The sequence below is a fragment of the Streptomyces sp. NPDC044044 genome, from assembly GCF_056434405.1.
Map to the genome: position 1 here is coordinate 342,124 of NZ_JBWKFG010000007.1, position 21,805 is coordinate 363,928.

19 protein-coding genes and 1 pseudogene are annotated in these 21,805 nt (G+C 72.1%); 10 read left to right on the forward strand and 10 right to left on the reverse strand.

The genetic code is table 11. The annotated features are described in order from the left end of the window. Nucleotides 1-7: 7 nt before the first annotated feature. Nucleotides 8-1,456 (reverse strand): hypothetical protein, encoded by a 1,449-nt coding sequence (locus AC07AG_RS27150; protein WP_478758452.1) that lies wholly within the window; start codon nucleotides 1,454-1,456, stop codon nucleotides 8-10. 147 nt (nucleotides 1,457-1,603) lie between these two features. Between AC07AG_RS27150 and AC07AG_RS27155 the strand changes: the two genes are divergently transcribed. The 3 genes from AC07AG_RS27155 (at nucleotide 1,604) to AC07AG_RS27165 (ending at nucleotide 5,108) form a co-directional block, all read left to right on the forward strand. Continuing rightward, on the forward strand, nucleotides 1,604-2,158 hold the full coding sequence (locus AC07AG_RS27155) for a DUF1269 domain-containing protein (RefSeq protein WP_478758454.1): 555 nt from the start codon (nucleotides 1,604-1,606) through the stop codon (nucleotides 2,156-2,158). Beyond that, nucleotides 2,158-2,643, forward strand: a complete 486-nt coding sequence (locus AC07AG_RS27160) for a DUF1269 domain-containing protein (protein ID WP_478758455.1) — start codon at nucleotides 2,158-2,160, stop codon at nucleotides 2,641-2,643. The genes AC07AG_RS27155 and AC07AG_RS27160 overlap by 1 nt, the downstream gene beginning before the upstream one ends. Before the next feature lie 161 nt (nucleotides 2,644-2,804). Next, nucleotides 2,805-5,108: a winged helix-turn-helix domain-containing protein gene (locus AC07AG_RS27165; RefSeq protein ID WP_478758457.1), complete on the forward strand. Its 2,304-nt coding sequence runs from the start codon at nucleotides 2,805-2,807 to the stop codon at nucleotides 5,106-5,108. Nucleotides 5,109-5,159: 51 nt separating this feature from the next. On the opposite strand, the gene AC07AG_RS27170 is transcribed toward AC07AG_RS27165, so the two are convergent. Beyond that, nucleotides 5,160-5,630, reverse strand: a complete 471-nt coding sequence (locus AC07AG_RS27170; protein WP_478758459.1) for a LuxR C-terminal-related transcriptional regulator — start codon at nucleotides 5,628-5,630, stop codon at nucleotides 5,160-5,162. Between the two features lie 179 nt (nucleotides 5,631-5,809). Beyond that, nucleotides 5,810-6,073: a hypothetical protein gene (locus AC07AG_RS27175; RefSeq protein ID WP_478758461.1), complete on the reverse strand. Its 264-nt coding sequence runs from the start codon at nucleotides 6,071-6,073 to the stop codon at nucleotides 5,810-5,812. 182 nt (nucleotides 6,074-6,255) lie between these two features. On the opposite strand from AC07AG_RS27175, the gene AC07AG_RS27180 reads away from it, so the two are divergent. Beyond that, on the forward strand, nucleotides 6,256-6,717 hold the full coding sequence (locus tag AC07AG_RS27180) for a DUF7144 family membrane protein (RefSeq protein WP_478758462.1): 462 nt from the start codon (nucleotides 6,256-6,258) through the stop codon (nucleotides 6,715-6,717). Here the strand turns inward: AC07AG_RS27180 and AC07AG_RS27185 are convergent. Next, complete coding sequence (locus tag AC07AG_RS27185; protein ID WP_478758464.1) at nucleotides 6,699-8,039, reverse strand: diacylglycerol/lipid kinase family protein; 1,341 nt, start codon at nucleotides 8,037-8,039, stop codon at nucleotides 6,699-6,701. The genes AC07AG_RS27180 and AC07AG_RS27185 overlap by 19 nt on opposite strands. Nucleotides 8,040-8,163: 124 nt before the next feature. On the opposite strand from AC07AG_RS27185, the gene AC07AG_RS27190 reads away from it, so the two are divergent. Next, a complete protein-coding gene (locus tag AC07AG_RS27190; RefSeq protein ID WP_478758465.1) occupies nucleotides 8,164-9,576 on the forward strand; it encodes a DUF2252 domain-containing protein in 1,413 nt (470 codons plus the stop codon). A 59-nt stretch (nucleotides 9,577-9,635) separates the two neighbouring features. Here AC07AG_RS27190 and AC07AG_RS27195 read toward each other — a convergent pair. Next, nucleotides 9,636-10,379 (reverse strand): annotated as a pseudogene (locus AC07AG_RS27195) (YhjD/YihY/BrkB family envelope integrity protein); the annotation flags it as partial. Nucleotides 10,380-10,749: 370 nt separating this feature from the next. Between AC07AG_RS27195 and AC07AG_RS27200 the strand changes: the two are divergent. Together AC07AG_RS27200 and AC07AG_RS27205 are read left to right on the forward strand one after the other, a co-directional pair. Beyond that, complete coding sequence (locus AC07AG_RS27200) at nucleotides 10,750-11,160, forward strand: STAS domain-containing protein (RefSeq protein WP_478758467.1); 411 nt, start codon at nucleotides 10,750-10,752, stop codon at nucleotides 11,158-11,160. A 124-nt stretch (nucleotides 11,161-11,284) separates the two neighbouring features. Continuing rightward, nucleotides 11,285-11,836: a DUF6069 family protein gene (locus AC07AG_RS27205; RefSeq protein WP_478758469.1), complete on the forward strand. Its 552-nt coding sequence runs from the start codon at nucleotides 11,285-11,287 to the stop codon at nucleotides 11,834-11,836. 22 nt (nucleotides 11,837-11,858) lie between these two features. Here the strand turns inward: AC07AG_RS27205 and AC07AG_RS27210 are convergent, their stop codons facing one another. After that, nucleotides 11,859-12,767 (reverse strand): LysR family transcriptional regulator, encoded by a 909-nt coding sequence (locus tag AC07AG_RS27210; RefSeq protein ID WP_478758471.1) that lies wholly within the window; start codon nucleotides 12,765-12,767, stop codon nucleotides 11,859-11,861. A gap of 103 nt (nucleotides 12,768-12,870) precedes the next feature. Between AC07AG_RS27210 and AC07AG_RS27215 the strand changes: the two genes are divergently transcribed. The 3 genes from AC07AG_RS27215 (at nucleotide 12,871) to AC07AG_RS27225 (ending at nucleotide 15,079) form a co-directional block, all read left to right on the forward strand. Next, nucleotides 12,871-12,957, forward strand: coding sequence for a putative leader peptide (locus AC07AG_RS27215; RefSeq protein ID WP_478758781.1), 87 nt, complete (start codon nucleotides 12,871-12,873; stop codon nucleotides 12,955-12,957). A 236-nt stretch (nucleotides 12,958-13,193) separates the two neighbouring features. After that, the gene (gene ssuE, locus AC07AG_RS27220) at nucleotides 13,194-13,748 is read left to right on the forward strand and encodes an NADPH-dependent FMN reductase (RefSeq protein ID WP_478758472.1); all 555 of its coding nucleotides are present in this window, start codon (nucleotides 13,194-13,196) and stop codon (nucleotides 13,746-13,748) included. 185 nt (nucleotides 13,749-13,933) lie between these two features. Beyond that, nucleotides 13,934-15,079: an LLM class flavin-dependent oxidoreductase gene (locus tag AC07AG_RS27225; RefSeq protein ID WP_478758474.1), complete on the forward strand. Its 1,146-nt coding sequence runs from the start codon at nucleotides 13,934-13,936 to the stop codon at nucleotides 15,077-15,079. Between the two features lie 22 nt (nucleotides 15,080-15,101). Here AC07AG_RS27225 and AC07AG_RS27230 read toward each other — a convergent pair whose 3' ends face one another. From AC07AG_RS27230 to AC07AG_RS27245, 4 genes are all read right to left on the reverse strand, one after another. Then, entirely contained in the window at nucleotides 15,102-15,659 is a 558-nt protein-coding gene (locus AC07AG_RS27230; RefSeq protein ID WP_478758476.1) for a dihydrofolate reductase family protein, read from the reverse strand. Between the two features lie 122 nt (nucleotides 15,660-15,781). Then, nucleotides 15,782-16,447 carry a M15 family metallopeptidase gene (locus AC07AG_RS27235; RefSeq protein WP_478758478.1) on the reverse strand — a complete coding sequence of 222 codons (666 nt, stop codon included), beginning with the start codon at nucleotides 16,445-16,447 and terminating at the stop codon, nucleotides 15,782-15,784. A gap of 354 nt (nucleotides 16,448-16,801) precedes the next feature. After that, nucleotides 16,802-19,864: an AfsR/SARP family transcriptional regulator gene (locus AC07AG_RS27240; RefSeq protein ID WP_478758480.1), complete on the reverse strand. Its 3,063-nt coding sequence runs from the start codon at nucleotides 19,862-19,864 to the stop codon at nucleotides 16,802-16,804. A 177-nt stretch (nucleotides 19,865-20,041) separates the two neighbouring features. Next, nucleotides 20,042-21,694, reverse strand: coding sequence for an MFS transporter (locus AC07AG_RS27245; RefSeq protein WP_478758482.1), 1,653 nt, complete (start codon nucleotides 21,692-21,694; stop codon nucleotides 20,042-20,044). Between the last annotated feature and the right edge of the window lie 111 nt (nucleotides 21,695-21,805).

The window sequence follows — 21,805 nt, forward strand, 5'->3', positions numbered from 1 at the left end:
GCCTCGGTCAAACGGATGCGCCAGTCTTCGCGGGGGTCCCACGGCCCGCCTCACCTTTCGGGGGTGAGCCGTCCGGGGGCGGTCCTGCCGAGCGGGCGACGAGGGTGAGCGCGATCTCGTACGCGGCCAGCAGCGCGCCGACCACGAGCAGCGCGGTCCACGACGACAGGAGCAGCGCGATCAGGGCCGCGACCACGGCTCCCGACACCCGCAGCACATCGGCGTGCCGGGCCAGCCACGGCCGCACCCGCGCACCTTCGGGGAGCCGTTCGCCGGCCTTGGCCACGAAGTGCCCCGTGGCCCGCACTCCCTGCGCCGTGTGCCGGCGCAGCGCCACGGGCAGGCGTCCGCGTCCCACCAGATACGCCAGTACGGCGATGGCGATCCCCAGCCACAGCAGCTGGTCGCCCCGTTCGCGCAGGGTCGTGAACACGGTCCACAGCGCGGCCTGTACGCCGTCGCGGTAGACGCCGGACGGCACCTGGTCGAGCAGTTGGTCCCGGACCGCGCGCAGCACGGTCGACAAGGCCGTGACGGTGACCACCAGCCACAGACCGAGCTGGAGGAGGGTGCGCCGCCGCTGGGGCGAGATCCACAGGGCGAGCCCGAGCAGGACCGGCACACCGATCACCAGGCCCACCACCGCGCGCTTGAACAGCAGTACGGACTCCTGCAGTTGGCCCAGCTCGTTGCGGTTGTAGAGCCGGATCTGCGCGAAGTCCTCGGGCAGCGAGACGCCGAGCGCGCTCTCGATGCGCTCGTGCAGGCCCGGCGGTATCTCACCGGAGGAGAGGGCGGGCAGGTCCAGCTTCTTGCCGAACAGGGTGGGCAGTTGCTGCTCCAGGGAGCGCAGCGCGTTGTTGACCATCGGCAGCAGGTTCAGGGTGACCGTGTCGCCGCTCACCCGCACGTTCTCGTTGCGTTTCTCCAGCACCTCGACGATCCGCTCGTGGGCGAGACGGTTCGTCGCACGCCACAGCTCCTGGAAGCGGTCCGTGGCGATGAGTTGGGAGATCGAGTCCCGCAGGTAGTCGTGGACGGCTCCGGTGACCGGTGCCGCGAGGAAGGACGCGCGCGGCGGCAGCGTCTCGGACAGCCGCTGCTCGACGTCCAGTTGGTCGAAGATCTCGCGCGTCAGATAGGTCGAGACGGCGGCGTTCACGTCGGGGTCGTCGGGCAGCGGCCCCACCGTGGCGATCCAGCGGTCCGTATCGAGCGTGGTCCGCGCACCCCACACACCCACGATCGAGGTGACGGCGAGGACGGCGACCAGCGCGATCAGCACGGCCGCCACGGTGCGCCGGACGGACAGCAGGCGGACCTTGCGCCGCCGTTCGGTGCCGGCCCGGTCGCGCAGTGCGGTGACCTCCGCCCGCAGGCGCTCCAGTTCGGACTCGGTGGTGCTGTCCCGGGTGGGCCCGTCGTCGCCGGGGTCCGGTGTCTCGTGATGAGTCATGGGCGTCGTACCTCCGCCTCCCACCGTCACCGCGCCCGTGCCCGCCTTGCTCACCTGCGGCGGGTGACGCGCCGTACCCGGTGCCGACGCTGTGATGACGGCCGTGACGGGGGACGTGACGGCGGCACATCCGCGAGAGGAGACACGATGGCTGGGATCGGACCGGTACAACTCCTGACGGTCGAGTTCGGACCTGACGCCAAGTTCGAAGGACGGATCATCGAGGAACTGGCGATCCTTGAGGCGAACGGACAGATCCGCGTCCTGGACATGCTCTTCGTCCGCAAGGAGCCCGGCGGGAATCTGTTCGCCCTGGACTTCCAGGCGGAGGGCATGGGAGAGACGGTCGCCTCGCTTCTCGGCATCTCCGAGGAGCAGGTCCGTGCCGCGGAGGAGACCTACCCGAGCCTGGCCGAGGGCAATGCCTTCGGCCTGACCCTCCCAGAGATCAGGGAGATGGCCGAGTCCCTCGACCCGGGGGCCGCCGCGGCGTTCATCCTGCTGGAACACATCTGGGCCAAGTACCTGCGCAAAGCCCTCCGCGACGCCGGCGCGGTGCCGGTCGCCGAGGGCTTCCTCACCGCAGAGGCGCTGGCCCCCGTACTCGCCGAACTGACGGCAATGGCACAGAAGTTGGGCGACCCGGTCACGCCTGAAGCGGGGCCGGACCCGACGACCCGCAACCACCGGAGGAGGGCCTGATGGCCGATCTCGTCGTGCTCGGATTCTCGGACAAGGAGAAGGCGGAAGGGGTTCTGCGGCTTTCCAAGGAACTTCACCGCCAGGAGCTGCTCGACCTGGAGGACGCGGCACTCGCCTGGCGGACCATGGACGGCAAGATCCATGTGCGTCAGACGTTCAGCACCACGTCGACCGGCGCGGCCGGCGGTGCCCTGTGGGGCTCACTGTTCGGGCTGCTCTTCCTGATGCCGGTGTTCGGTGCCGCGGTGGGAGCCGCCACCGGAGCCGTCGCCGGAAAGCTCACCGACATCGGCATCAACGACGCCTTCGTGAAGGAGACCGCGAGCGCCCTCGAACCGGGCCGCGCCGCCGTCTTCGCCCTCGTCCGGCGCTCGACACCCGACCGCGTACGTGACGCGGTACGCCCCTTCAACCCCACCGTGATCCGTACGTCGCTCACCAAGGACCGGGAGGAGGAACTGGTCAAGGCTCTTCAGGAGCAGTGACCGCAGGCGGCCCGGCTCCCCGGGCCAGGCCGCTGCGGCAGGCGCCGTCCCCACGGGAATTTCACCCGGGTGAGATGGCGCCTGCCGCGCGTTCGCGCTGTCCTGTCGACCCCATACTTGCCGCAGCCGCACCACATGGCTCCGAGAGCGAGGTGCCGCCCATGGCCGAGTGCTCACGCCCCGCACGGGACACCGACCCGGACCGGGCCTCCGCCGGCACGGCACCCTCGCTGCCCCCTTGGCTGGTGCCCAGACCCCGCCTGACGGACCGTCTTGTGAGAGGCGCCCTCGGACCACTGACCGTGATCGTGGGGCCTGTGGGCGCCGGCAAGACCGCTCTGGCCCTGGAGTGGGCGCACACCCGGCGCCTGCCGGGCCCGCTCGCCTGGGTCAGCTGCGACGGCCCGGCCGAGCAGTCCAGCGTCTTCTGGCCGCGCGTGATCGGCGCGCTGCGCGAGGCCGGCGTGGACGTGGCCGAACCCGTCGCATCGGAGCCGGAGCCGCTGCTCGTGGCGGCGCTCGCCGCCGATCTCAACCAGCGCGGTGAGCCGGTGGTGCTGGTCCTTGACGACTTCCAGCCCACTCCCGGCTCCCCCATCGCGGAAGGGGTCAACAGCCTCCTGCGGCACCTGCCGGGGGTGCTGCGCCTGGTGGCGCTCGCCCGCCGGGACCCTCCCCTGCATCTGCACCGCGGCCGGCTCACCAGCGAGGTCACCGAGCTGCGGACCGGCGACCTGGCCTTCGACGACCGGGAGACGGCGGCGCTCCTCGCCCAGCACGGGATCGACGTGCCGAAGCAGACGGTGGCCACGCTGCGACGGCGCACGGACGGCTGGGCGGCGGGGCTGCGCCTTGCCGCGATGTCCATGGAGAAGCGAAGTGACCCCGAGCGGTTCGTCACCCAGTTCGCCGGCGACGACGAGGCCGTCGCCAGCTACCTCGTCGAGGAAGTGCTCGACGTACAGCCCGACGGCATGCGCCGGCTGCTGCTCACGACCAGTGTGCTGGATCGCGTGAACGCCGAGCTGGCCGTCGAGCTCTCCGGCGAGGACGCGGGCCGGCACTTCGCCGCCCTCGTCCGCGAGAACTCGTTCCTGCAACCCGTCGGCCAGGGCTGGTACCGCTGCCACCAGATGTTCGCCGACGTGCTGCGGATGTGCCTGCGTCACGAGAAGCCCGGCCTCGTCGCCCCGCTGCACCGCCGCGCGGCGGCCTGGCTCGGCGAGCACGGTCTGCTGGCCGACGCCGTGCGGCACTTGCTCGCCGCGGGCGACTGGGGCACGGCAGGACGGCTCATCGTGGACCGCCTCGCGATCGGCCAGGTGCTCGGCCTCACCAAACTGCGGCTGCCGAACGAGCTGACCCGGCGGCTGCCCGAACAGCTGCCGACGGAGAACCCCGAACCGGCGCTGCTCGCCGCGGCGGTCGCCCGGGTCCGCGACGACGACCAGGCGTGCACGCGCCACCTCGCCCTCGCCGACCGGCTCCTTTCGGAGCTGCCGGCGGAGGAGGACCGCGTGGCCCGGTGCCGCCTGGCCCGTGCCGTGATCCGCATGGACCAGCTGCGCTCCCGGAACCCTGACGAGGCACGCGCCGCCGCGGCCGACGCGGAGTCGGCCCTCTCACGCCTGCCGCACGCGGCGCTCGCGCAGCGCCCCGAGATCCTCGCCCTCACCCTGGCCACCCGCGGCAGCGGCGAGTTGCGGACCGGCGGCCTCAAGCCCGCGGAAGCCTCTCTCACCGGCGGGCTCAAGGCCGCCGGCGCCGCCGGGAACGGCGCACTGCGCCGGGACTGCCTCATCGAACTCGCGCTCCTCGAGGCGCTGCGCGGCCGCTTCCGTGCCGCCGACGAACTCGCCGCCCAGGCCACCCAGCCGCCCCTGCCCGCCTGGACCGTGGCGGAGCGCTCGCAGGCGTGCCTGCATCTCGTGCGCGCCTGGGTCGAACTGGCACGCGCGGAACCCCGCCGGGCCCGGCAGGAACTCACCAGGGCCGGGGCCGTGCTGGGCGGATCCCCTGACGACTTCCTCTCCGAGATCGCTTCCCTGGTGGCGGGGCTCGCCACGGTGGTGGAGCAGTGCGGTTCGGCACCCGCTCCGATCGCCGATGTGGTGGCCGCGTCCCGGCTGCCGCGCACCGTGCTGCGGGCCCTGGTGCCCGCCTGCGTCTCCCTGCTCGACTCCGCCCGTCACAGGACACCCGTCACCGCCGCGCCGCAGCACACGGCCGCCCGGCAGGCCCTCACCGTCGTGGCCGCCCCAGCGGCTCCCGCCGAGCGGCTCAGCGCGCGGGAACGCGACGTCCTGAACCGGCTGGCGCAGATGATGACCACCGAGGAGATCGCCGAAGAGTTGTACCTCTCGGTGAACACGGTGAAGACACACCTCAAGAGCGTCTACCGCAAGCTCGCCGTGACCCGGCGCTCGGCCGCTGTCCGGCGGGCTCGCGAACTCCAGCTCCTGTGACGGTGGCTGGGGCGATGGCTGCCGCTGTGGCTCAGGCCTTGGCTTTCCGCCTTACACGAGCCCCAGCACGCGGGCACGCCGCACCGCTTCGGCCCGGGAGGCCACGCCCAGCTTCCGGTAGACGGCGCGGACATGGCTCTTGACCGTGTTCACCGAGACGTACAGATCCTCGGCGATCTCCCGCAGGGGCACCTCCTGCTGCAACCGGCACAGCACCACCAGCTGACAGCTCGTCAACGGCTGCGGAGGCGGTGGCACGCACTCGGGCCGCCCCGGCTGCGCGGGCACCAGGGCCAGCACAGCCGCCGCCTCGCCCACCAGCACACCCGCGCTGCGGAGATCACGTACGTCCCCCGCGATGCGTACGAGGGTGCCGGCGACCCACACCAGACAGGCCGTCACGCTCGGATCGGCCGCCTGGTCCTCCCCGCGCAGCTCATGCAACCGCCCGTGCAGGACGGACACTTCGCCCGCCGTCCCCCTCGAGCCACCTCCTGGCTCCGTGCGCAGCGCTGCGGACATGCCCCTCACCTCCCCATGTGGAGGGCATTACTCCTACACCGTGGGGCGTCCACCGCGACTTCGGAAGAGGCCGGTCGGCCCTTTTCGAACGGAGGCTCGATCCTTACTGCCCGCTGAGTCCGCGCCGCCGCCCAGGCGCGCGGTGCCGGTGGCGGGAAGCGTCCAGGTACGGGAACTGTCTAGGTACTGGTGCCCGGTACCCGGCGCACCTCGAGGAGTTCGAGCCCCAGCGCCTGGATGCGGTCGAGGATCCCGTACAGGGCGGCCTGGTCGAGTCCCGCGCCGAAGAGCACCGTTTCGGCGGGGCGCAGCACGACCGTCAACTCCCCGAACGCCGACCGGAAGGCCTCGCCGATCCTGCCCCGGACGCGGATCTCGAAGTCGGCGCCGCCGGGTGGTGTCGCGGCCGGTTCGGGCCCCGAGCTCTCCTGTGCCCCGCCCATGGCGCCACCTCCAGTGCGACGGCCCTGCCATCAGCCGCCATTGTCGTGGCGGCACGGCCGACGGCATCACCTTGTGCGGGTGACGGCGGCGCCACCTGGGCCTGCGGGCTCATCCGCTGCGGGTGAACCGGCCGGGCGGCGACGGGCGGGATGCTCCGGGTCCACCGAGGAGGAGGTTCGACATGGCAGATCAGATCTCGCCGGACCAGACGCGTTCCGGCGCGCCCGAACCGCAGCCCCACGTCAGTCCGGTCGCCGTCGGCGGAGTCGTCTTCGCCGTATGCGTACTGGGCATCATCGGCTCGTTCCACGCGATCGCGGGACTCACCGCGATCCTCGACGACAACTTCTACCAATCGCAGAACGACTACCCGTTCGACTTCGACGTCAACGTCCGCGGCTGGGTCCAGATGCTCACCGGCGTCGTGGTCCTCGCGGCGGCGCTCAACATCTTCAGCGGCCGTACGTGGGCCCGTGCCGTCGGGATCGCCATCGCGGGGTTCAGCGCGTTGGAGAACTTCTTCTTCACCCCGTACTACCCGGTGTGGTCGGCCATCATCATCGCCCTCGACGTCCTGGTGATCTGGTCGCTGACCATGTACGGGCACCGTCAGGCTCACAAGGTCTACGGAGCTCCGGTGTAGCCGGCTGTTCCTGGCCGTCGGTACCGGGAGGTCAGCGCGAGCCTGCTGATCAGACGCCAGTCGAGCCGCGGCCGCTCCCGGTACGTCCCCGGCCGCAGCCGGGGCACGACCACCCGCAGGGCACCGGGCCGCACCTCGCAGTGCACGGGGACACGCAGACGCACCGCCTCGCCGTCGATGCCGACCGGGATCTCCTCCTGGTCGGCGTCGACGACCACCAAGGCCGCGGTCGCCCGGGTCAGCCCGGTGGACTGCGCTCCGCGCAGCAGCCCCGCGGCCTGTGCGGCACTCGTGACGTGCACACCGACGCAGCCGAGGGTCCCGCCGTCCAGGCGCGTGCGGCGGCCGAGGCCCGCGATGTCGTTCGTACCGTAGGGGTTGTTGCTCACCAGCAGGGCCTGCGGATCCGTGAAGTCGTGCTCCCCGGCCCGCGCCGTCAGCCGCGCGCCCCGGTGGCCCACGAGGAGATCCGGCAGGAGCCCCAGGGTGGTGCGCGTCTTGCCGTCCCGGTAGGCCGGGCTCTGCACCACCTCGGCGTACGCGCCGAACGACACGTTGTTGACGAAGGGCCGCCCTCCGGCCCTGCCGAGATCCACCCGCAGTTCCACCCCGTCGCGCAACGCGCCGAGGGCCTTCGCCGGGTCCTCGCGGTCCAGGCCCAGATCGAGGGCGAAGTGGTTGCGGGTGCCCGCCGGGATCACCAGGAAGGGCAGGTCGAGAGCGGCGGCGACCTCGGCGACCAGGGCCTGGGTGCCGTCGCCGCCGGCGACGCCGAGCAGATCGGCGCCCTCGGCCGCGCACTTGCGGGCGAGGGCCGCCACATCGGTCTCGCCGGGCCCTTCGAGGAGCATCACGTCGGCGCCCAGCGCGCCGGCCCGCTCGTCCAGGGCGAACCGGTGCACCTTGCCGCCGCCCGAACGTGGATTCATGATCAGGACCGGGTGCCGGAACTCCGCGGCCGGCTGCTCCGGCATCTCGTCCGGTGCAGCGTGCCGGGTGAGGGCCGCTCGGCCCGTGCCCGCCGCCAGGAGCCACAGACCACCGGAGGCCAGGACCACCCAGGTGAGCCGGGCCTGGGTGAACTCCACCAGCACCCAGATCGGCGTGATGAGCGCAAGCAGCGCCGCCAGGATCCGCGGCAGGCCACGCCTGCTGAGGATCCACCACACCGCGGCGGCCGTGATCGCCAGGCCCGCGAGCCCCACGCCGAGCAGCGCGAAGGTCTTCAATCCCGCGAACACTCCGAGCACCAGCACCGCGGCAGCGGCGGATGCCAGGGACGCACGGGCCAGCCATCGCTGTCCTCGCATCGTCGGTTCCATGCCTCTCAGTCTGTGGCCTCGCGGCACCCCGGGCCTCACCCCTGGAAGGCGACTTCACACCATCGGGGTGACGCCGAGCGGCCGCGCCGCGCCCAGAGTCCTCAGCGCCTGGAGGGAGCACACCATGACCGAGACCACGCACCATCACCTCACCCCGAAGCAACGGGCGGCCCTGGGAAGGGCGGGCCGGTCCCGTGCCCGGCGGTCGAGCCACGCCGAGTTCGCGCCCGCGCCGGACCGGCCCGACCCCATCGACGTGATCGAGCGGCAGTCGGCGAGCAGGCTCCCCGAACTGGTGCCGATCCGCTACGGCCGCATGCTGGAATCGCCGTTCCGCTTCTTCCGCGGGGCGGCCGCCATCATGGCCACCGATCTGGCCACCACCCCGGACAGCGGTCTGTGGGCCCAGCTGTGCGGGGACGCGCACATGTTGAACTTCCGGCTGCTCGCCTCGCCGGAGCGGCATCTGATGTTCGACGTCAACGACTTCGACGAGACGCTTCCCGGACCGTGGGAGTGGGACGTCAAACGCCTCGCGGTGAGCCTCGTCATCGCCGGGCGCGAGAACGGCTTCAGCCCGTCGCAGCGGGCCCGCGTGGTGCGAGCGACGGTCCGCTCGTACCGGGAGGCGATGCGGGGATTCGCCCGGATGCGGACCCTCGACGTGTGGTACTCGCGCATCGACGTGGAGGATCTGCACGCCACGCTGTCCGCCAAGCTGGACTCGCGAGCGCGGCGGAGGGTGTCCCGCACGATCAGCAAGGCCCGCACCCGCGACCATCTCCAGGCCCTGGAGAAACTGGCCCGGGTGGTCGACGGCCAGCTGCGGATCGCCCCCGACCCGCCCCTGATCACTCCTCTCGACGACCTCATGCCGGGGGTCGAGCGCAAGGAGCTCGAACATCAGCTGCGGGACCTGATCGACCGGTACGCAACCACGCTCCCCGCCGACCGCCGGGCCCTGCTGGCCCAGTACCGGGTGGTCGACATGGCGCGGAAAGTCGTCGGGGTGGGCAGCGTGGGGACGCGCTGCTGGATCATCCTGCTGCTCGGCCGGGACGACAACGACCCGTTGCTGCTCCAGGCGAAGGAAGCACCGGCGTCGGTGCTCGCGCAGTTCGCGGGCGCGAGCAGCCACCTCAACCAGGGCGAACGGGTCGTCGCCGGACAGCGTCTGATGCAGGCGACCAGCGACATGTTCCTGGGCTGGGAGCGGGTCGAGGGGCTCGACGGCCGTGAACGCGATTTCTACATACGGCAGTTGCGGGACTGGAAGGCCATCCCCCAGGCCGAGCTGATGACCCCGGGCGTCATGCGGCTCTTCGGCCGGATGTGCGGCGCGACCCTCGCCCGCGCGCATGCCCGCTCCGGTGACCGGATCGCCATCGGCTCCTATCTGGGCGGCTCCGATTCCTTCGACCGGGCCCTGGCCCGATTCGCGGAGTCGTACGCCGACCAGAACGAACGCGACCACCGGGCGCTGGCCGCCGCGGTGCGGGACGGCCGGGTGACCGCGGCGCCGGATCCGTCGGGGTGAGGCTCGGTCAGCCCGCCGAGCCTCAGCCGCCGGCCCAGGAACTCCTCCTGGGCGAGCAACCGGCCGACGGCGACGCCGAACACGACGACGGTGAAGAACAGGATCAGCCAGGACAGCACGGTGAACACCGAGCCGAGCGCGCCGTAGCGACCTTCGCTCATCCGTAGCGCACGGGGCAGCCACAGCCCCGACAGCGCACAGAACGAGACCACTCCCGTGCCCGTCAGGACGGCGCCCGGCAGCAGGGGCAGCCAGGGCACCCGTCCGGCGAGCAGCAGGTGCTGGGTCCACCACCACATCAGGACCGACGCCCCCAGCTGCAGGGGCACGCCCAGGACGGGGCCCGCTCCGAACGCCCGGTGCAGCATGCCCTGCACGATGAGCATCGCGATCCACACGAGAAGCCACACGGCCCAGCGCCAGGCGACGAGCCGCACACCGGAGCGGGGCAGGTCCCAGGAGCGTTCGCACATGCGTTGCAGGGCCCGGGTGAAGGCGGTGGCGGACAGCAACGCGACCAGCACGCCCGCCGCACCCCAGCTGTGCATCTCGGTGTCACCGCCGCCGGCCACACCCTCGGCCTGCGCCACCACGGGCCCGCCCGAACCCATCAGGGTGCGCAGCGAGCTCAGCAGTTCACTCCGCACGGCCTCCGGACTGAACGAGGCCACCGCGATGAGCATCGGCAGCGCGGCCAGGAACGCCTGCGCCGCGAGACGCGTCGACATGTCGAGGATGGTGACGCGCACGAGCTGCTGGACGACGCGCCCCGCCAGCGGCCGGGCCGCACCGGCGATCGGCATGGCGGTGTCCTCTCGTAGCAGGAGCCAACTCCTGCCGGACACCTTCCGGTTCGACGCCCCGCCGCACGTCGCCCGCTCCGGGTGACGTACGCAGGCGACCGTGTGAGACGCCCCCCGAAAGCACCGCGCACCGAGGCGGCAGCCTGCCAACTTCGCAGCAATGGCAGTTAGTTGCCCCGGACATGTGCCAAACGCGACCCGATGGGGTCATGATGGAAACCTCTCACCTCCCTGCCTCACCAGGGCGGATGAGAGATACGCGGACCGCAGCCACGGCCCGGCAAGACGCCTTGCCGCAACCTGCCCCTCGGTTCGCCGCGCACGATCACCCTGGCCCCCGGTGAGTCCGCCCCCCTCCCCTCCTTGGCACATGTCAGGCCTCGTCCACACCGAGGATGCCACCATGATCAACGGCGCTCCGCCCGCCAGCAGCGGGCATCTGAACACCTACCGCACGCAAGGCCATCTGGTCCTGGAGTTCCATGGCGCGATCGACATCAGCGCCGCCATCGACATGGCCGCCGCCCTGGACGCGCACACGGAACGGCCCGGCCTCACGGCGATCATCGACCTCAGCCCTGTCGACTTCTTCGACTGCTCGGGCCTGCGCCTGCTGTGCCGGGCCCGACGGCGCATCCTGGAACACGGCGGACAGCTGCAACTGGTCTGCGCCCACCCGCTGACCCTGCACATACTCCGGGTGACCGGCCTCCTCCCGGTCTTCGACCCCGTTCCCTGCCTCGCGGACGCCCTCGATCAGCCCGATGCGGAAGCCGGCTGACCGCCCTCCCCTGCCCGCCGGTCGCCCGGAAGGCCCGCACTCGTGTGGCGGCTGTCCACTGGTGGTGTGGCCACACGCCGGGACGATCGGTAGGAACGGGTCCCGCGAGGAGGGGTAAGGCCACATGGAGCCACCACGTCATCCCTACGGCTACGAGCCGGGGTACGACAACGGATCGCCACAGGTCTACAGCGGGCCTACCGGCTACGGACAGCCCGCCCAGTACGGGAACCAGGCGCCGCCCTCGCACTCCCGCGTCGACGCCGGGCGGCTGTGGATCGGCGGCCTGGTCACCGCGCTGGTCGCCGCCCTCACCGCCGTCGTCGGGCTGCTGCTCGTCCGGGGCATCCTCGGCATCCCGGTCTTCGCGCCCGAAGGTGACGGCGCGATGGGCGATGCCTCGACCGGGCTGCTGGCCGGCGGTGCCGCGCTGGCCGCCCTGACGGCGACGCTCCTGCTGCATCTGCTGCTGCTCGGCACGCCCCAGGCAGGCCGCTTCTTCGTCTGGATCGTCTCCCTGGCCACCGTCGTCATGGTGCTGCTGCCCTTCACCTTCTACGCGTCACTCGAAGCCCAGATCGGCACGGCGGCCGTCTACCTGGCCATCGGCGTCGCCGTCGGTTCGCTTCTGTCAGCCGTGGCACGCGGGGCCGTGCGCGGCGGTCAGGGGCAGTGAGGCAGGAGCGGCGAGACCGGGCTCACGGACGTTCCCTGAGCCCCGCCGCCCTGGTCACGAAGGCCACGTGCAACTCCCTCACGGCTCGCGGGAAGGACTCGCTGCGGCGGCGCTGAAGGACCACGAGGACGCGGGTGGTCTCGTCGGTGAGCGGGCGGTGCGTGATCATTCCGGCCCGCTCCAGTGGGTCGCCGATGACACTGAAGTCGGGCAGGAGCGCGGCCCCGAGGCCTTCGGCCACCATCAGCTTGCCCAGTTCCGCGCCGTCCGTGGAGTACGCGAAGGACGGCGGGGAGCCGCGGAGGAGACGGTGGGCGTAGCGGTGCATCACGTAGCCGGCGCGCATCGCGATGAACGGTTCGGTCTCCAGGTCGGCGGGCGAGACCGCCTTCAGACGGGCCAGCGGGCTTTCCGGGTGCAGGCAGACGACGGGCCTGCCGCGCAGCAGCTCCGTGGTGTCGAAGTCCGGTGGGGTGTCGTCGCCGTCCAGGTAGTTGACCAGGCCCAGGTCGAAGCGTCCCTCGCGCAGGCCGCGGTGGATGTCGTCCTGCTGCGAGCCGACCATCTCCACCTGCGTCGCCGGGTGGGTCTCCCGGAATGCGCGCACGGCCGGGACCAGGAGCGGGGCCGTCGCCGCGTTCACCGTGCCGACGCGCACCACACGGCTGGACTGGTGCTGATCGTGCGCGGCCCTGCGCAGCCGGTCCACCGACTCCAGTACGCCGATGATGTGCGGCAGGAGCTCACGGCCCTCGTCGCTGACCTTCGCCCCTGAGCGGTGCCGGTCCAGGAGCGAGACGCCGAGCTCCCGCTCGAGGTTCCGCACGGTCTCGCTCAACGCGGGCTGGGAGAGGTGGAGTTCGCCCGCGGCGCGGCGCAGTGAGCCGAGCCGGGTGACAGCCTCGATGTACTCGAGCTGCTCTGTCCGCATCCCGCGCGCCTCTCACCGAACCCCGATGTGGGAGGGAAACCCTATCAGGGCTTAGTGATTACCGACTCGACGCCCCGTGGGGACAGGTGCTTGAATCGAGCACATGAATGCAGTGCGACCCCACCTCACGCGGCGACGGTACGTCGACCTCGCGCGGGTGTGCAGCGCCTGCTGTCGCCACGGCCGCTGAGCATCCGCCGGGCACTCCACCGCCTCTCGTGCACGTGAACTCCGCGCCCCGCCGGGCCCGTTGAAGGACCGCGCGATTCCCTGCCGGATCCGACGGGTCTGACGGGTCCCCGCGTACGCACCGAGCAGCGTCGCGCCCTTCGCGACTGCGCGCATCCCCGCAGGCCTGCCGCCTGCCCGCCTCCCCCTGCCTCGCACCACCGGCCCACGTGGCCGCGTACCCGAAGGACTTCCGCCATGGCCACCGTTCTCACGCTCACCGGCAGCGCCTCCGCCCCCGGCTCGTCCCGCACCGCGCGTCTCGTCAAGCACCTGGGCCGCGGCCTTGCCGCGCAGGGGCACCGGGTCCAGTCCCTGGACGTACGCGCGCTGCCCGCCGAAGCGCTCCTGTCCGCGGACACCTCGCACCCCGCCGTCGCCGACGCGGTCGCCCTCGTCGAGAACGCCGACGCGCTCGTGGTCGGCACCCCCGTCTACAAGGCGGCGTACTCAGGCGTCCTCAAGACCTTCCTCGACCTCCTTCCGCAGTACGCGCTGCGCGGCAAGCCCGTCCTGCCGCTGGCCACCGGCGGCTCCCCCGCCCATGTCCTCGCCGTCGACTACGCGCTGCGGCCCGTCCTCACGTCGCTCGGTGCCGAGGTCGCCCAGGGGTGGTTCGTCCTGGACCGCCACATCACGGCCGCCGATGACGGGACGGTCAGTCTCACGCCCGACGCGGACGCCGGCCTTGCCCCCGTCGTCGACCGCTTCCGCGAGGTGCTCGCGGAGCCGACGCGGCTCGCGGTGGCGTGAGGGGGGCAATCGGCTTTCCCTTCCGCACGAAGCGCCCCTCCCCACGTCCTCCCGCCCCCGGCAAACGACACCCCGCCGCCCCACGACGGCCTGTTGTTAGACAGGCCCGACTTCACGGCCACATCAAACATCACCGACCACACGACTCACGCAGCACACACGGCTCGCAGAGGACACCCCCACCCATGCCCCTGACCTTCCACTGGTTCCTGCCCACCAACGGCGACAGCCGCCACATCGTCGGCGGCGGCCACGGCGTGCCCACCGGCGCCGCCGGGGGCGACCGCCCCGCCACGCTCGCCTACCTCACCCAAGTGGCGCGTACGGCTGAGCAGTTGGGCTTCGAGGGAGCGCTCACCCCCACCGGCGCCTGGTGCGAGGACGCCTGGCTCACCACGGCGATGCTGGTCGAGTCGACCGAACGCCTGAAGTTCCTGGTGGCCTTCCGCCCCGGTCTCGTCACGCCGACCCTCGCCGCGCAGATGGCGGCGACCTACCAGCGGCACTCCGGCGGACGTCTGCTCCTGAACGTCGTCACGGGCGGCGAGGACCACGAGCAGCGCGCCTACGGGGACTTCCTCGGCAAGGACGAGCGCTACGCCCGCTGCGACGAGTTCCTGCACATCGTCCGCTCCCTGTGGCGCGGCGAGACCGTCGACTTCCGGGGCGCACACGAACGCGTCGAACAGGCCCGCCTCACCCGCCTCCCCGCCCCGGTGCCACCGGTCTATTTCGGCGGCTCCTCAAAGGCCGCGGGACCGGTGGCGGCCCGCCACAGCGACGTGTACCTCACCTGGGGCGAACCGCCCGCCCAGGTGGCCGAAAAGATCGCCTGGATCCGTACGCTGGCCAGGGCCGAGGGCCGCGAGGTCCGCTTCGGCATCCGCCTGCATGTCATCGCCCGCGACACGGCCGAGGAAGCCTGGACCCAGGCGAACCGCCTCCTGTCAGGCGCCGACCCGTCCGTGATCAGCGAGGTGCAGCAGGGCCTGGCCCGGTCCGGCTCCGAGGGCCAGAAGCGCATGCTGGCCCTGCACGGCGGCAACACCGACCGCCTGGAGATCTACCCGAACCTGTGGGCAGGCATAGGCCTCCTGCGGGGCGGCGCGGGCACGGCCCTGGTCGGCTCGCACACGGAGATCGCCGACCGCATCGCGGAGTACCACGCCCTGGGCATCGACGAGTTCGTGCTCTCCGGCTACCCGCACGTGGAGGAGGCGTACTGGTTCGGCGAGGGCGTGCTGCCGCAGCTGGCCGCGCGGGGGCTCTGGCGCCACCCCGCGGCGGCATCACTCGACGGGACACCGGCGGCGGTGCCGTTCGCCTCGTAGCCTCCCGGCCGAGATCCCTGGTTCATCCTGCGGCGGGGCGGTAGCGGACGTCGACCTCGGCGAAGGGCTGTGAGCCGTGGGCATGTCGCAGGCGGACCGGTCGTCCGCCGGGATTGTCGAAGAGCCGGATGCCGTCACCGAGCAGGATGGGGGCGATGTGCAGGTCGATCTCGTCGATCAGGCCGCGTTCGAGCAGTTGGCGGCCGATCGTCGGGGAGAGGACCTCGAGGTTCTTGCCGTCGGCGGCCTCCAGGCCGATGCGTACCGCCTCGGCCACGTCGCAGTTCAGGAACGTGACGCCTTCGGCGGGTGTGGCGTCTTCGGGGTGGTGGGTGAGGACGAAGATCTGGCCCTTCCAGTCCTCGCTGTAGGGCCGGGCGCCCGGGGCGCGGTCCCAGCCGTTCCGCCCACCGAGGACCGCGCCGGTGGTCTCGATGTACTCCTCTTCCACGCCGTCGCGGCCGGTGACGCCGGTCAGCCAGTCCATGGCGTGGTTCGGGCCCGCCACGAACCCGTCCAGCGACATGCTGAAGTGAAGGAGTACCTTGCCTGCTGCCTGCTGCGGTTCGATGTCGGACATCTGGGGCTCCGTCGCTCGTGGTGTCGGCGCGAGAGCGCCGGCTACACGGACAGACCAGACGGACGCCCTTAACTCATCGGCGCATCTTTGACCGTTCGGATTCCCGGCCAAGGGCTCGGCCTTCAGGTCGCCGAGGCCTCGAGCGTCATCGGGCCGTACCGCGCGGTGGGTGCCTCGGTCGCCAGGGCCCAGTAGCGGTCGCCGTAGGACCAGTGCCACCACTCCGTGGGGTAGTTGACCAGGCCCGCCGTGACGAGGGCGGCGGTGAGGGTGCGGCGGTTGCGGCGGGCGGCCGGGGTGATGCGGTCGCTGTCCATGTAACAGGCGCCCTCGCTCTCCTCGGGGCTCGCGTTCACCGGGGTGCCGAGGTCGAGTTCGCTGCCGGACGTGGTGCACAGGGTGAGGTCGACCGCGGCGCCCGCGACGTGCGGGCCCACTTCGGGCGGCGAGAGGGAGCGGCTCGTCTGCCGGTGGAGGTAGGCGTCCGACCAGTCGGGGTTGGCCTTCCTGAGCTCGGCCGCGTAGTCGTCGAAATACTGGATCTGCAGGGCGAGCGGACGATACCCCTCGGTGACCAGGAAGCGCAGGCCCTCGGGCAGCAGCCGGGCGGCGCGGGCCAGGCGCCAGGCGACGCCCTCCCGTAGCTGGGCATAGGCCCCTGCCGGGTCGGCGAGGCGGTCGTCGACGTCAAGGAAGGGCAGTTGGCGCAGGTCGACGAGGGCTTCGCCGCATTCGTCGACCTGAATGCCGACGACTCTGGGGTCGTTCATGAGGATGATCGGCGACATGCTTGCCCCTTCGTGGCGACGGTGGCGGGCACAGCTCCGGGGACGGGCTGCCGCCCGCCCCCGGAGTCCCCTCCGTGCCCTGGCAGGGGCTCTACGCGACGAGCGGCCCACACGACCGACGGTGTCGGTGGTGTGGGCCGTACGAGGCATCAGTGGCCTTCCCCCGTGCTTCCCCCGATGAATTCCGCTGAGTCCCCCGTTGTTTACTGCGATCCCCCGTTGCCGTCGGCGTGTTCACCCGCCGACATCCACAGAGTGACGCAGCCCGCTGCAAATTCTCTGCAAGTACGCGGCAAGCGGACTGCAGGGCGCCGCACGTCGCACGCCCGGACCGGAACGGGGACCGGGACCGGGTCAGAGTCCCGGCTCGTTCCGTTCGCGCGCCTCGTACGCCGTGAAGACCTCCCGCGCCTCGGCGCGCAGCGCGCCTGCCGCCACCCGGTCCCCCGCGGCCTCCCGCGCCGCGGCGAGATCGCGCAGGGTGCGGGCGCGGGGCAGCGGCAGCCCCAGGTCGTCCCAGAGGCCGGCGGCCGCGGTCAGGTGCTGTTCCGCGGCGTCGAGGCGGCCCGCGGCGAGCTCGCACTCGCCCAGGGTGCGCAGGCCCAGTGCCTCGCCGAAGCGGTCGCGGTGGCCCCGGCAGACATCGAGGACCGTGCGGATCTCTGTCGCCGCTTCGGACGAACGGCCCAGCCTGATGCGGGACTTGGCCCTTGCCTGCATGGCGTACGCGAGCATGAGCGGGTCCCCCAGCGTGCGCAGGAGGTCCACCGCACGGCCGGAGAGGTCCTCCGCGGCCCCGTACTCGCCGAGCGCGCGGTGCACCAGGCCGAGCGAGCGCAGTGTGAGGGACTCGCCGCGACGGCTGCCGAGTCTTCGGTAGGCCCGCAGCGACTCGTCGAGGAAGGCGCGCGAGGCCTCGAAGTCGCCGAGTTCGAGCTGGACGGATCCGGCGTACCGGCAGGAGAGTCCGATGCCCGGGTCGTCGCTGAGCCGACGGAAGCCGTCGACGGCGCGGACGAGGGTCTCCTGCGCGGCGCGCAGCCGCCCCGCTTCCCGCAGCGCGCTGCCGAGCCCGGCGAAGGCGGCGGCCCGGCCGCGTATGTCGCCGAGTTCGGCACAGAGCCCGGCCGCCTGCTTGAAGTAGCCCTGCGATTCGGGGAACCGGTCCTGTTCGTAGCGGAGTTGGCCGAGGCCGATCAGCAACAGGGCCTCGCCCGCTCTGTCCTCGGCGCGGCGGGCGGCGGCCAGGGCCGCGTCGTGGGTGCGCCACCAGGCTTCGAAGCGGTTGCCGACGGTGTACGCGGAGGAGCACAGGGCGGCCGCGGCCTCGCAGGAGAGAGTGTGCAGGTCGAGGGCCGCGGCGCGCTCGACGGCGGCGGCGATCGCGTCGGCCTCGGCCTCGAACCAGGCGGCCGGGTCGGCGAGGGCTCGCTGGGTGGCTTCCGGCCCCACGGGGCGGACGAGCCCCCGCAGTGCTTCGGCGGCGGCTCCCCCCGGGCCGCTCGCGTCCAGGAGTCCGCGGTGCAGTTCGACGGCGCCGGACGGCGTCGCGGACGCGGCACGGCCGGTCAGCCAGAGCCAGGCGCCCAGTGCGCGTCCCACGGCGGCGGCCCGTTCTGCGGGCGGGTCCTCGGCGTCGGCGCGTTCGGCGGCGTACACGCGCACCAGGTCGTGGGGACGGTAGCGGGGCTGGCCCGCGCGGTCGACGCCGGTGCAGTGCAGGAGCTGGGCGTCGATGAGCTGTTCCACGACGCGGTCGGCCTCGGCCTCCGGAACGTCGAGCAGCGCGGTCACCACCCACGCGGCCACGTCGGGCGCGGCGAGCAGGCCGAGGCGGCGCAGGGCGGTGCGGGCGGGGGCGTCCAGTGCCCGGTAGCTCATGCCGAGGCCGGCGCGCACCTCCAGGTCGCCGACGGCGAGTTCGTCCAGGCGGTGGCGTTCGTCCGCGAGCCGGTCGGCGAGCATGCGCGCGGTCCAGTGTCTGCGGGTCGCGAGGCGGGCACCGGCGATCCGGATGGCGAGCGGGAGCCCGCCGCACAGCTCGACGATGCGCCGGGCGGCGTCCGGCTCGTCCGTGACGCGTCGCTCCCCCGCGACGCGGCCGAGGAGTTCGGTCCCCGGCTCCGTGTCGAGCACGTCGAGATCGGCGCGGTGGGTGCAGGGCAGGGCGCCGAGCCGGGCCCGTGCGGTGATCAGGACCCCGCAGGTGGCGCTCCCCGGGAGCAGCGGGCGCACCTGGGACTCGCTGGCCGCGTCGTCGAGCACGAGAAGGATGCGGCGCCCCGCGACCAGGCTGCGGAAGAGGTCGCGCCGCTCGGCGTCCCCGTCGGGCGGGTCCGCCCCCAAGGCGTACAGGAGCCGCCCGAGCACCTCGCCGGGTGCCACGGGATCGGTGACGCCCCGCAGCTCGGCGTACAACTGCCCGTCCGGGTACGCGTCGGCCACTTGGTGCGCCGCCCTGACGCCCAGGGTGGACTTGCCGACGCCGCCGGGCCCGGACAGCACGACGACCGGCATGGCCTCGCGGGTCCCCGACAGCGCGGCCCGTACATCGGCGAGTTGCAGGTCGCGCCCGGTGAAGTCACCGATGGTGGGCGGCAGGAGGGCCGCCACCGGGACGGCGACGGTGTCCCTGGGGACGGTGGGGTCGGGGGCATCTGCCGCGGCGGGCAGCAGCGCGTCGTCCGCCCGCAGGATCGCCTCGTGCATCCGTCTGAGATCGGGCCCTGGATCGATGCCGAGCTGCTCGGCCAGTACGTCGCGCCCGTCCACGTACACGGCGAGCGCGTCGGCCTGGCGCCCCAACCGGTAGAGGGCGAGCATCAGTTGGCCGCGCAGCCGCTCGCGGGTGGGGTGCGTGGCGACCAACGCGGTGAGCTCGGCCACCAGTTCCGTCTCGCGGCCGGTCTGCGCGAGATCCGCGGCAATGCGCTCCTCCAGGGCCGCCTGCCGCGCCTCTTCCAGCTGGTCGGCCATGGCCCGCAGCGTCTCGCCGATCCCGCCGAGCGCGGGGCCGCGCCACAGGGCGAGGGCGTCCCCCAACAGCCGGGCGGCCGCGGCGTGATCGCCGTCCGCCGCGGCCTGCCTGCCCCGCACGGAGAGGCGCTCGAACTCGACACGGTCGACGAGGGTGGCGTCCGCGTGGATGAGATAGCCCGGCGGCCGGGTCTCGATGGCGTCGGCGGACAGCGCGCGGCGCAGCGCGGAGACGTACGACTGGATCAGCGAACGTGCCGTGTCCGGCGGCCTCTCGCCCCAGATGGCGTCGATCAGCGCGTCGACGGACACCACGCGCCCCGGCTCCAGGAGCAGCGCCGCGAGGAGCGCCCGGGGCTTGGGTCCGCCCAGGGCGAGCCGGCGGCCCGCGCGCCATGCTTCGACCGGGCCCAGCAAGCGGTAGTCGGTGTCCGTGTTCACGCCCGTCTCCATGGGTCCTTGCCCCGCGCCGCCCCCACCGCCTCTGAGCTCCCCAGCCCCGATCGGCTGGTCATAGTACGTCTGCCCGTTCCCGACTCGCGTGCACACCAAGGGAATCAGGCCATCCGTCGTCCGGGCACCGGGCAGCACCGGATGGTGGCTCCAAAGGGGGCGGATTCAGCCGCGAGGAGGGTCGTCACGGGGAGGGCCGTCGCGGGGAGGCGGAGCCTCGCCCGTGCCCGGAGCCGGCGCGTCCGTGCTCGACACCGGCTCGTCGGCGGCCGGCGCGAGCGGCACGGCGCCACCGCCCTGGAGGCGCTCCAGGTCGGCCGGCCGCACCTGGATGACGATCAGGGCGATCAGGGCGGCGACGACGGCGAAGACGGCAGCGGCTATGAAGGAACTCGAAATGCCCGAGGCAAGGACCTGGTCGCCCCAGCGCCCCGGCAGCTCGCCCGTCCTGCGGAACTCCACCAGCTGGGCCGGGGTCGCCTCCGCCAGGAATCGGGGGACCTGGTCGGTGGCTTCGTTGCGGCTGGCCGTGCCGAAGACGGTGACGAGGACGGACAGGCCCAGTGAACCGCCCACCTGCTGGGTCGCGTTGAGGATCCCGGAGGCCGCTCCGGCGTTCTGTGGCTCCACGCCCGATACCGCCATCAGCGTCAGCGACACGAACTGCATGCCCATGCCGAAGCCGAAGACGAGCACGGGCCCGAGCAGGCTTCCCGTGTACGTGCTGTCGACATCGGTCAGCGTCAGCCAGCCGAGCCCCACGGCGGCCAGCGTCGCGCCCACCACCATGAAGGGCTTGGGCCCCCACTTGGGCAGCAGCTGGGAGGCGAGTCCCGCGCCGACCGCGATGATCGCGCTCACCGGCAGGAAGGCGAGACCGGCCCGCAGCGGGCTGAAGTTCAGGATGTTCTGCACGAAGAGCGTCAGGAAGAAGAACATCCCGAACATGGCCGCGGCCAGGCACAGCATCATCCCGTAGACACCGGCGCGATTGCGGTCGCGGAACATCCACAGCGGGGTGATGGGCTGCTTCGAGCGGCGCTCGACGGCGAGGAACAGGCCGAGGAGCACGACGGCCGCCACGAAGGACGCGATGGTCAGGCTGTCGCTCCAGCCGTCCTCGGAGGCGCGGATGAAGCCGTAGACGAGCAGCACCATGCCCACGGTGGAGGTGAGTGCGCCGAGGAGGTCGAAGTGTCCCGGGTGGCGCTCGGACTCCCGGATGTAGCGGGGTGTCGCCACGGCGATGAGCAGGCCGATGGGGATGTTCACGAAGAGGACCCAGCGCCAGTCGAGCCACTCCACGAGCAGCCCGCCCGCGAGCAGTCCGATCGCGCTGCCGCCCGCCGAGACGGCGGCGAACACGCCGAACGCCCGGTTCCGCTCGGGTCCTTCGCGGAAGGTCGTGGTGATCAGCGAGAGGGCGGTGGGCGATGCGATGGCTCCGCCGACGCCCTGCAGCGAGCGTGCGGCGAGCAACTGCCAGGATTCCTGGGAGAGTCCGCCGAGCAGCGAGGCGAACACGAAGAGCAGGACACCGAACATGAAGACTCTACGGCGCCCGAGAATGTCGCCGAGGCGCCCGCCCAGGAGGAGCAGACCGCCGAAGGTCAGCGTGTAGGCGTTGATCACCCAGGACAGGGTCTCGGTGGAGAAGCCGAGCGAGGTCTGGATGTGCGGAAGAGCGATGTTCACGATGGTGATGTCGAGGACCACCATCAGCTGGCACGAGGCGATGACGAGGAGTGCGATACCGCTGCCGCTGCCCCGCTTCGGGGAGGCGGCAGGCTCTGAGGGTGTCGTCCGAGAGCCCGTCATGGGATTGCCGGTGTGTCGTGCGAGCAGCGAACGGAGGCGTTCACTGGTCTCAGGCTAAGCCCGTCCGCCCGGCCCCGCCATTCGTTCGCGGGGCACGGCTTCGGCCCTTCA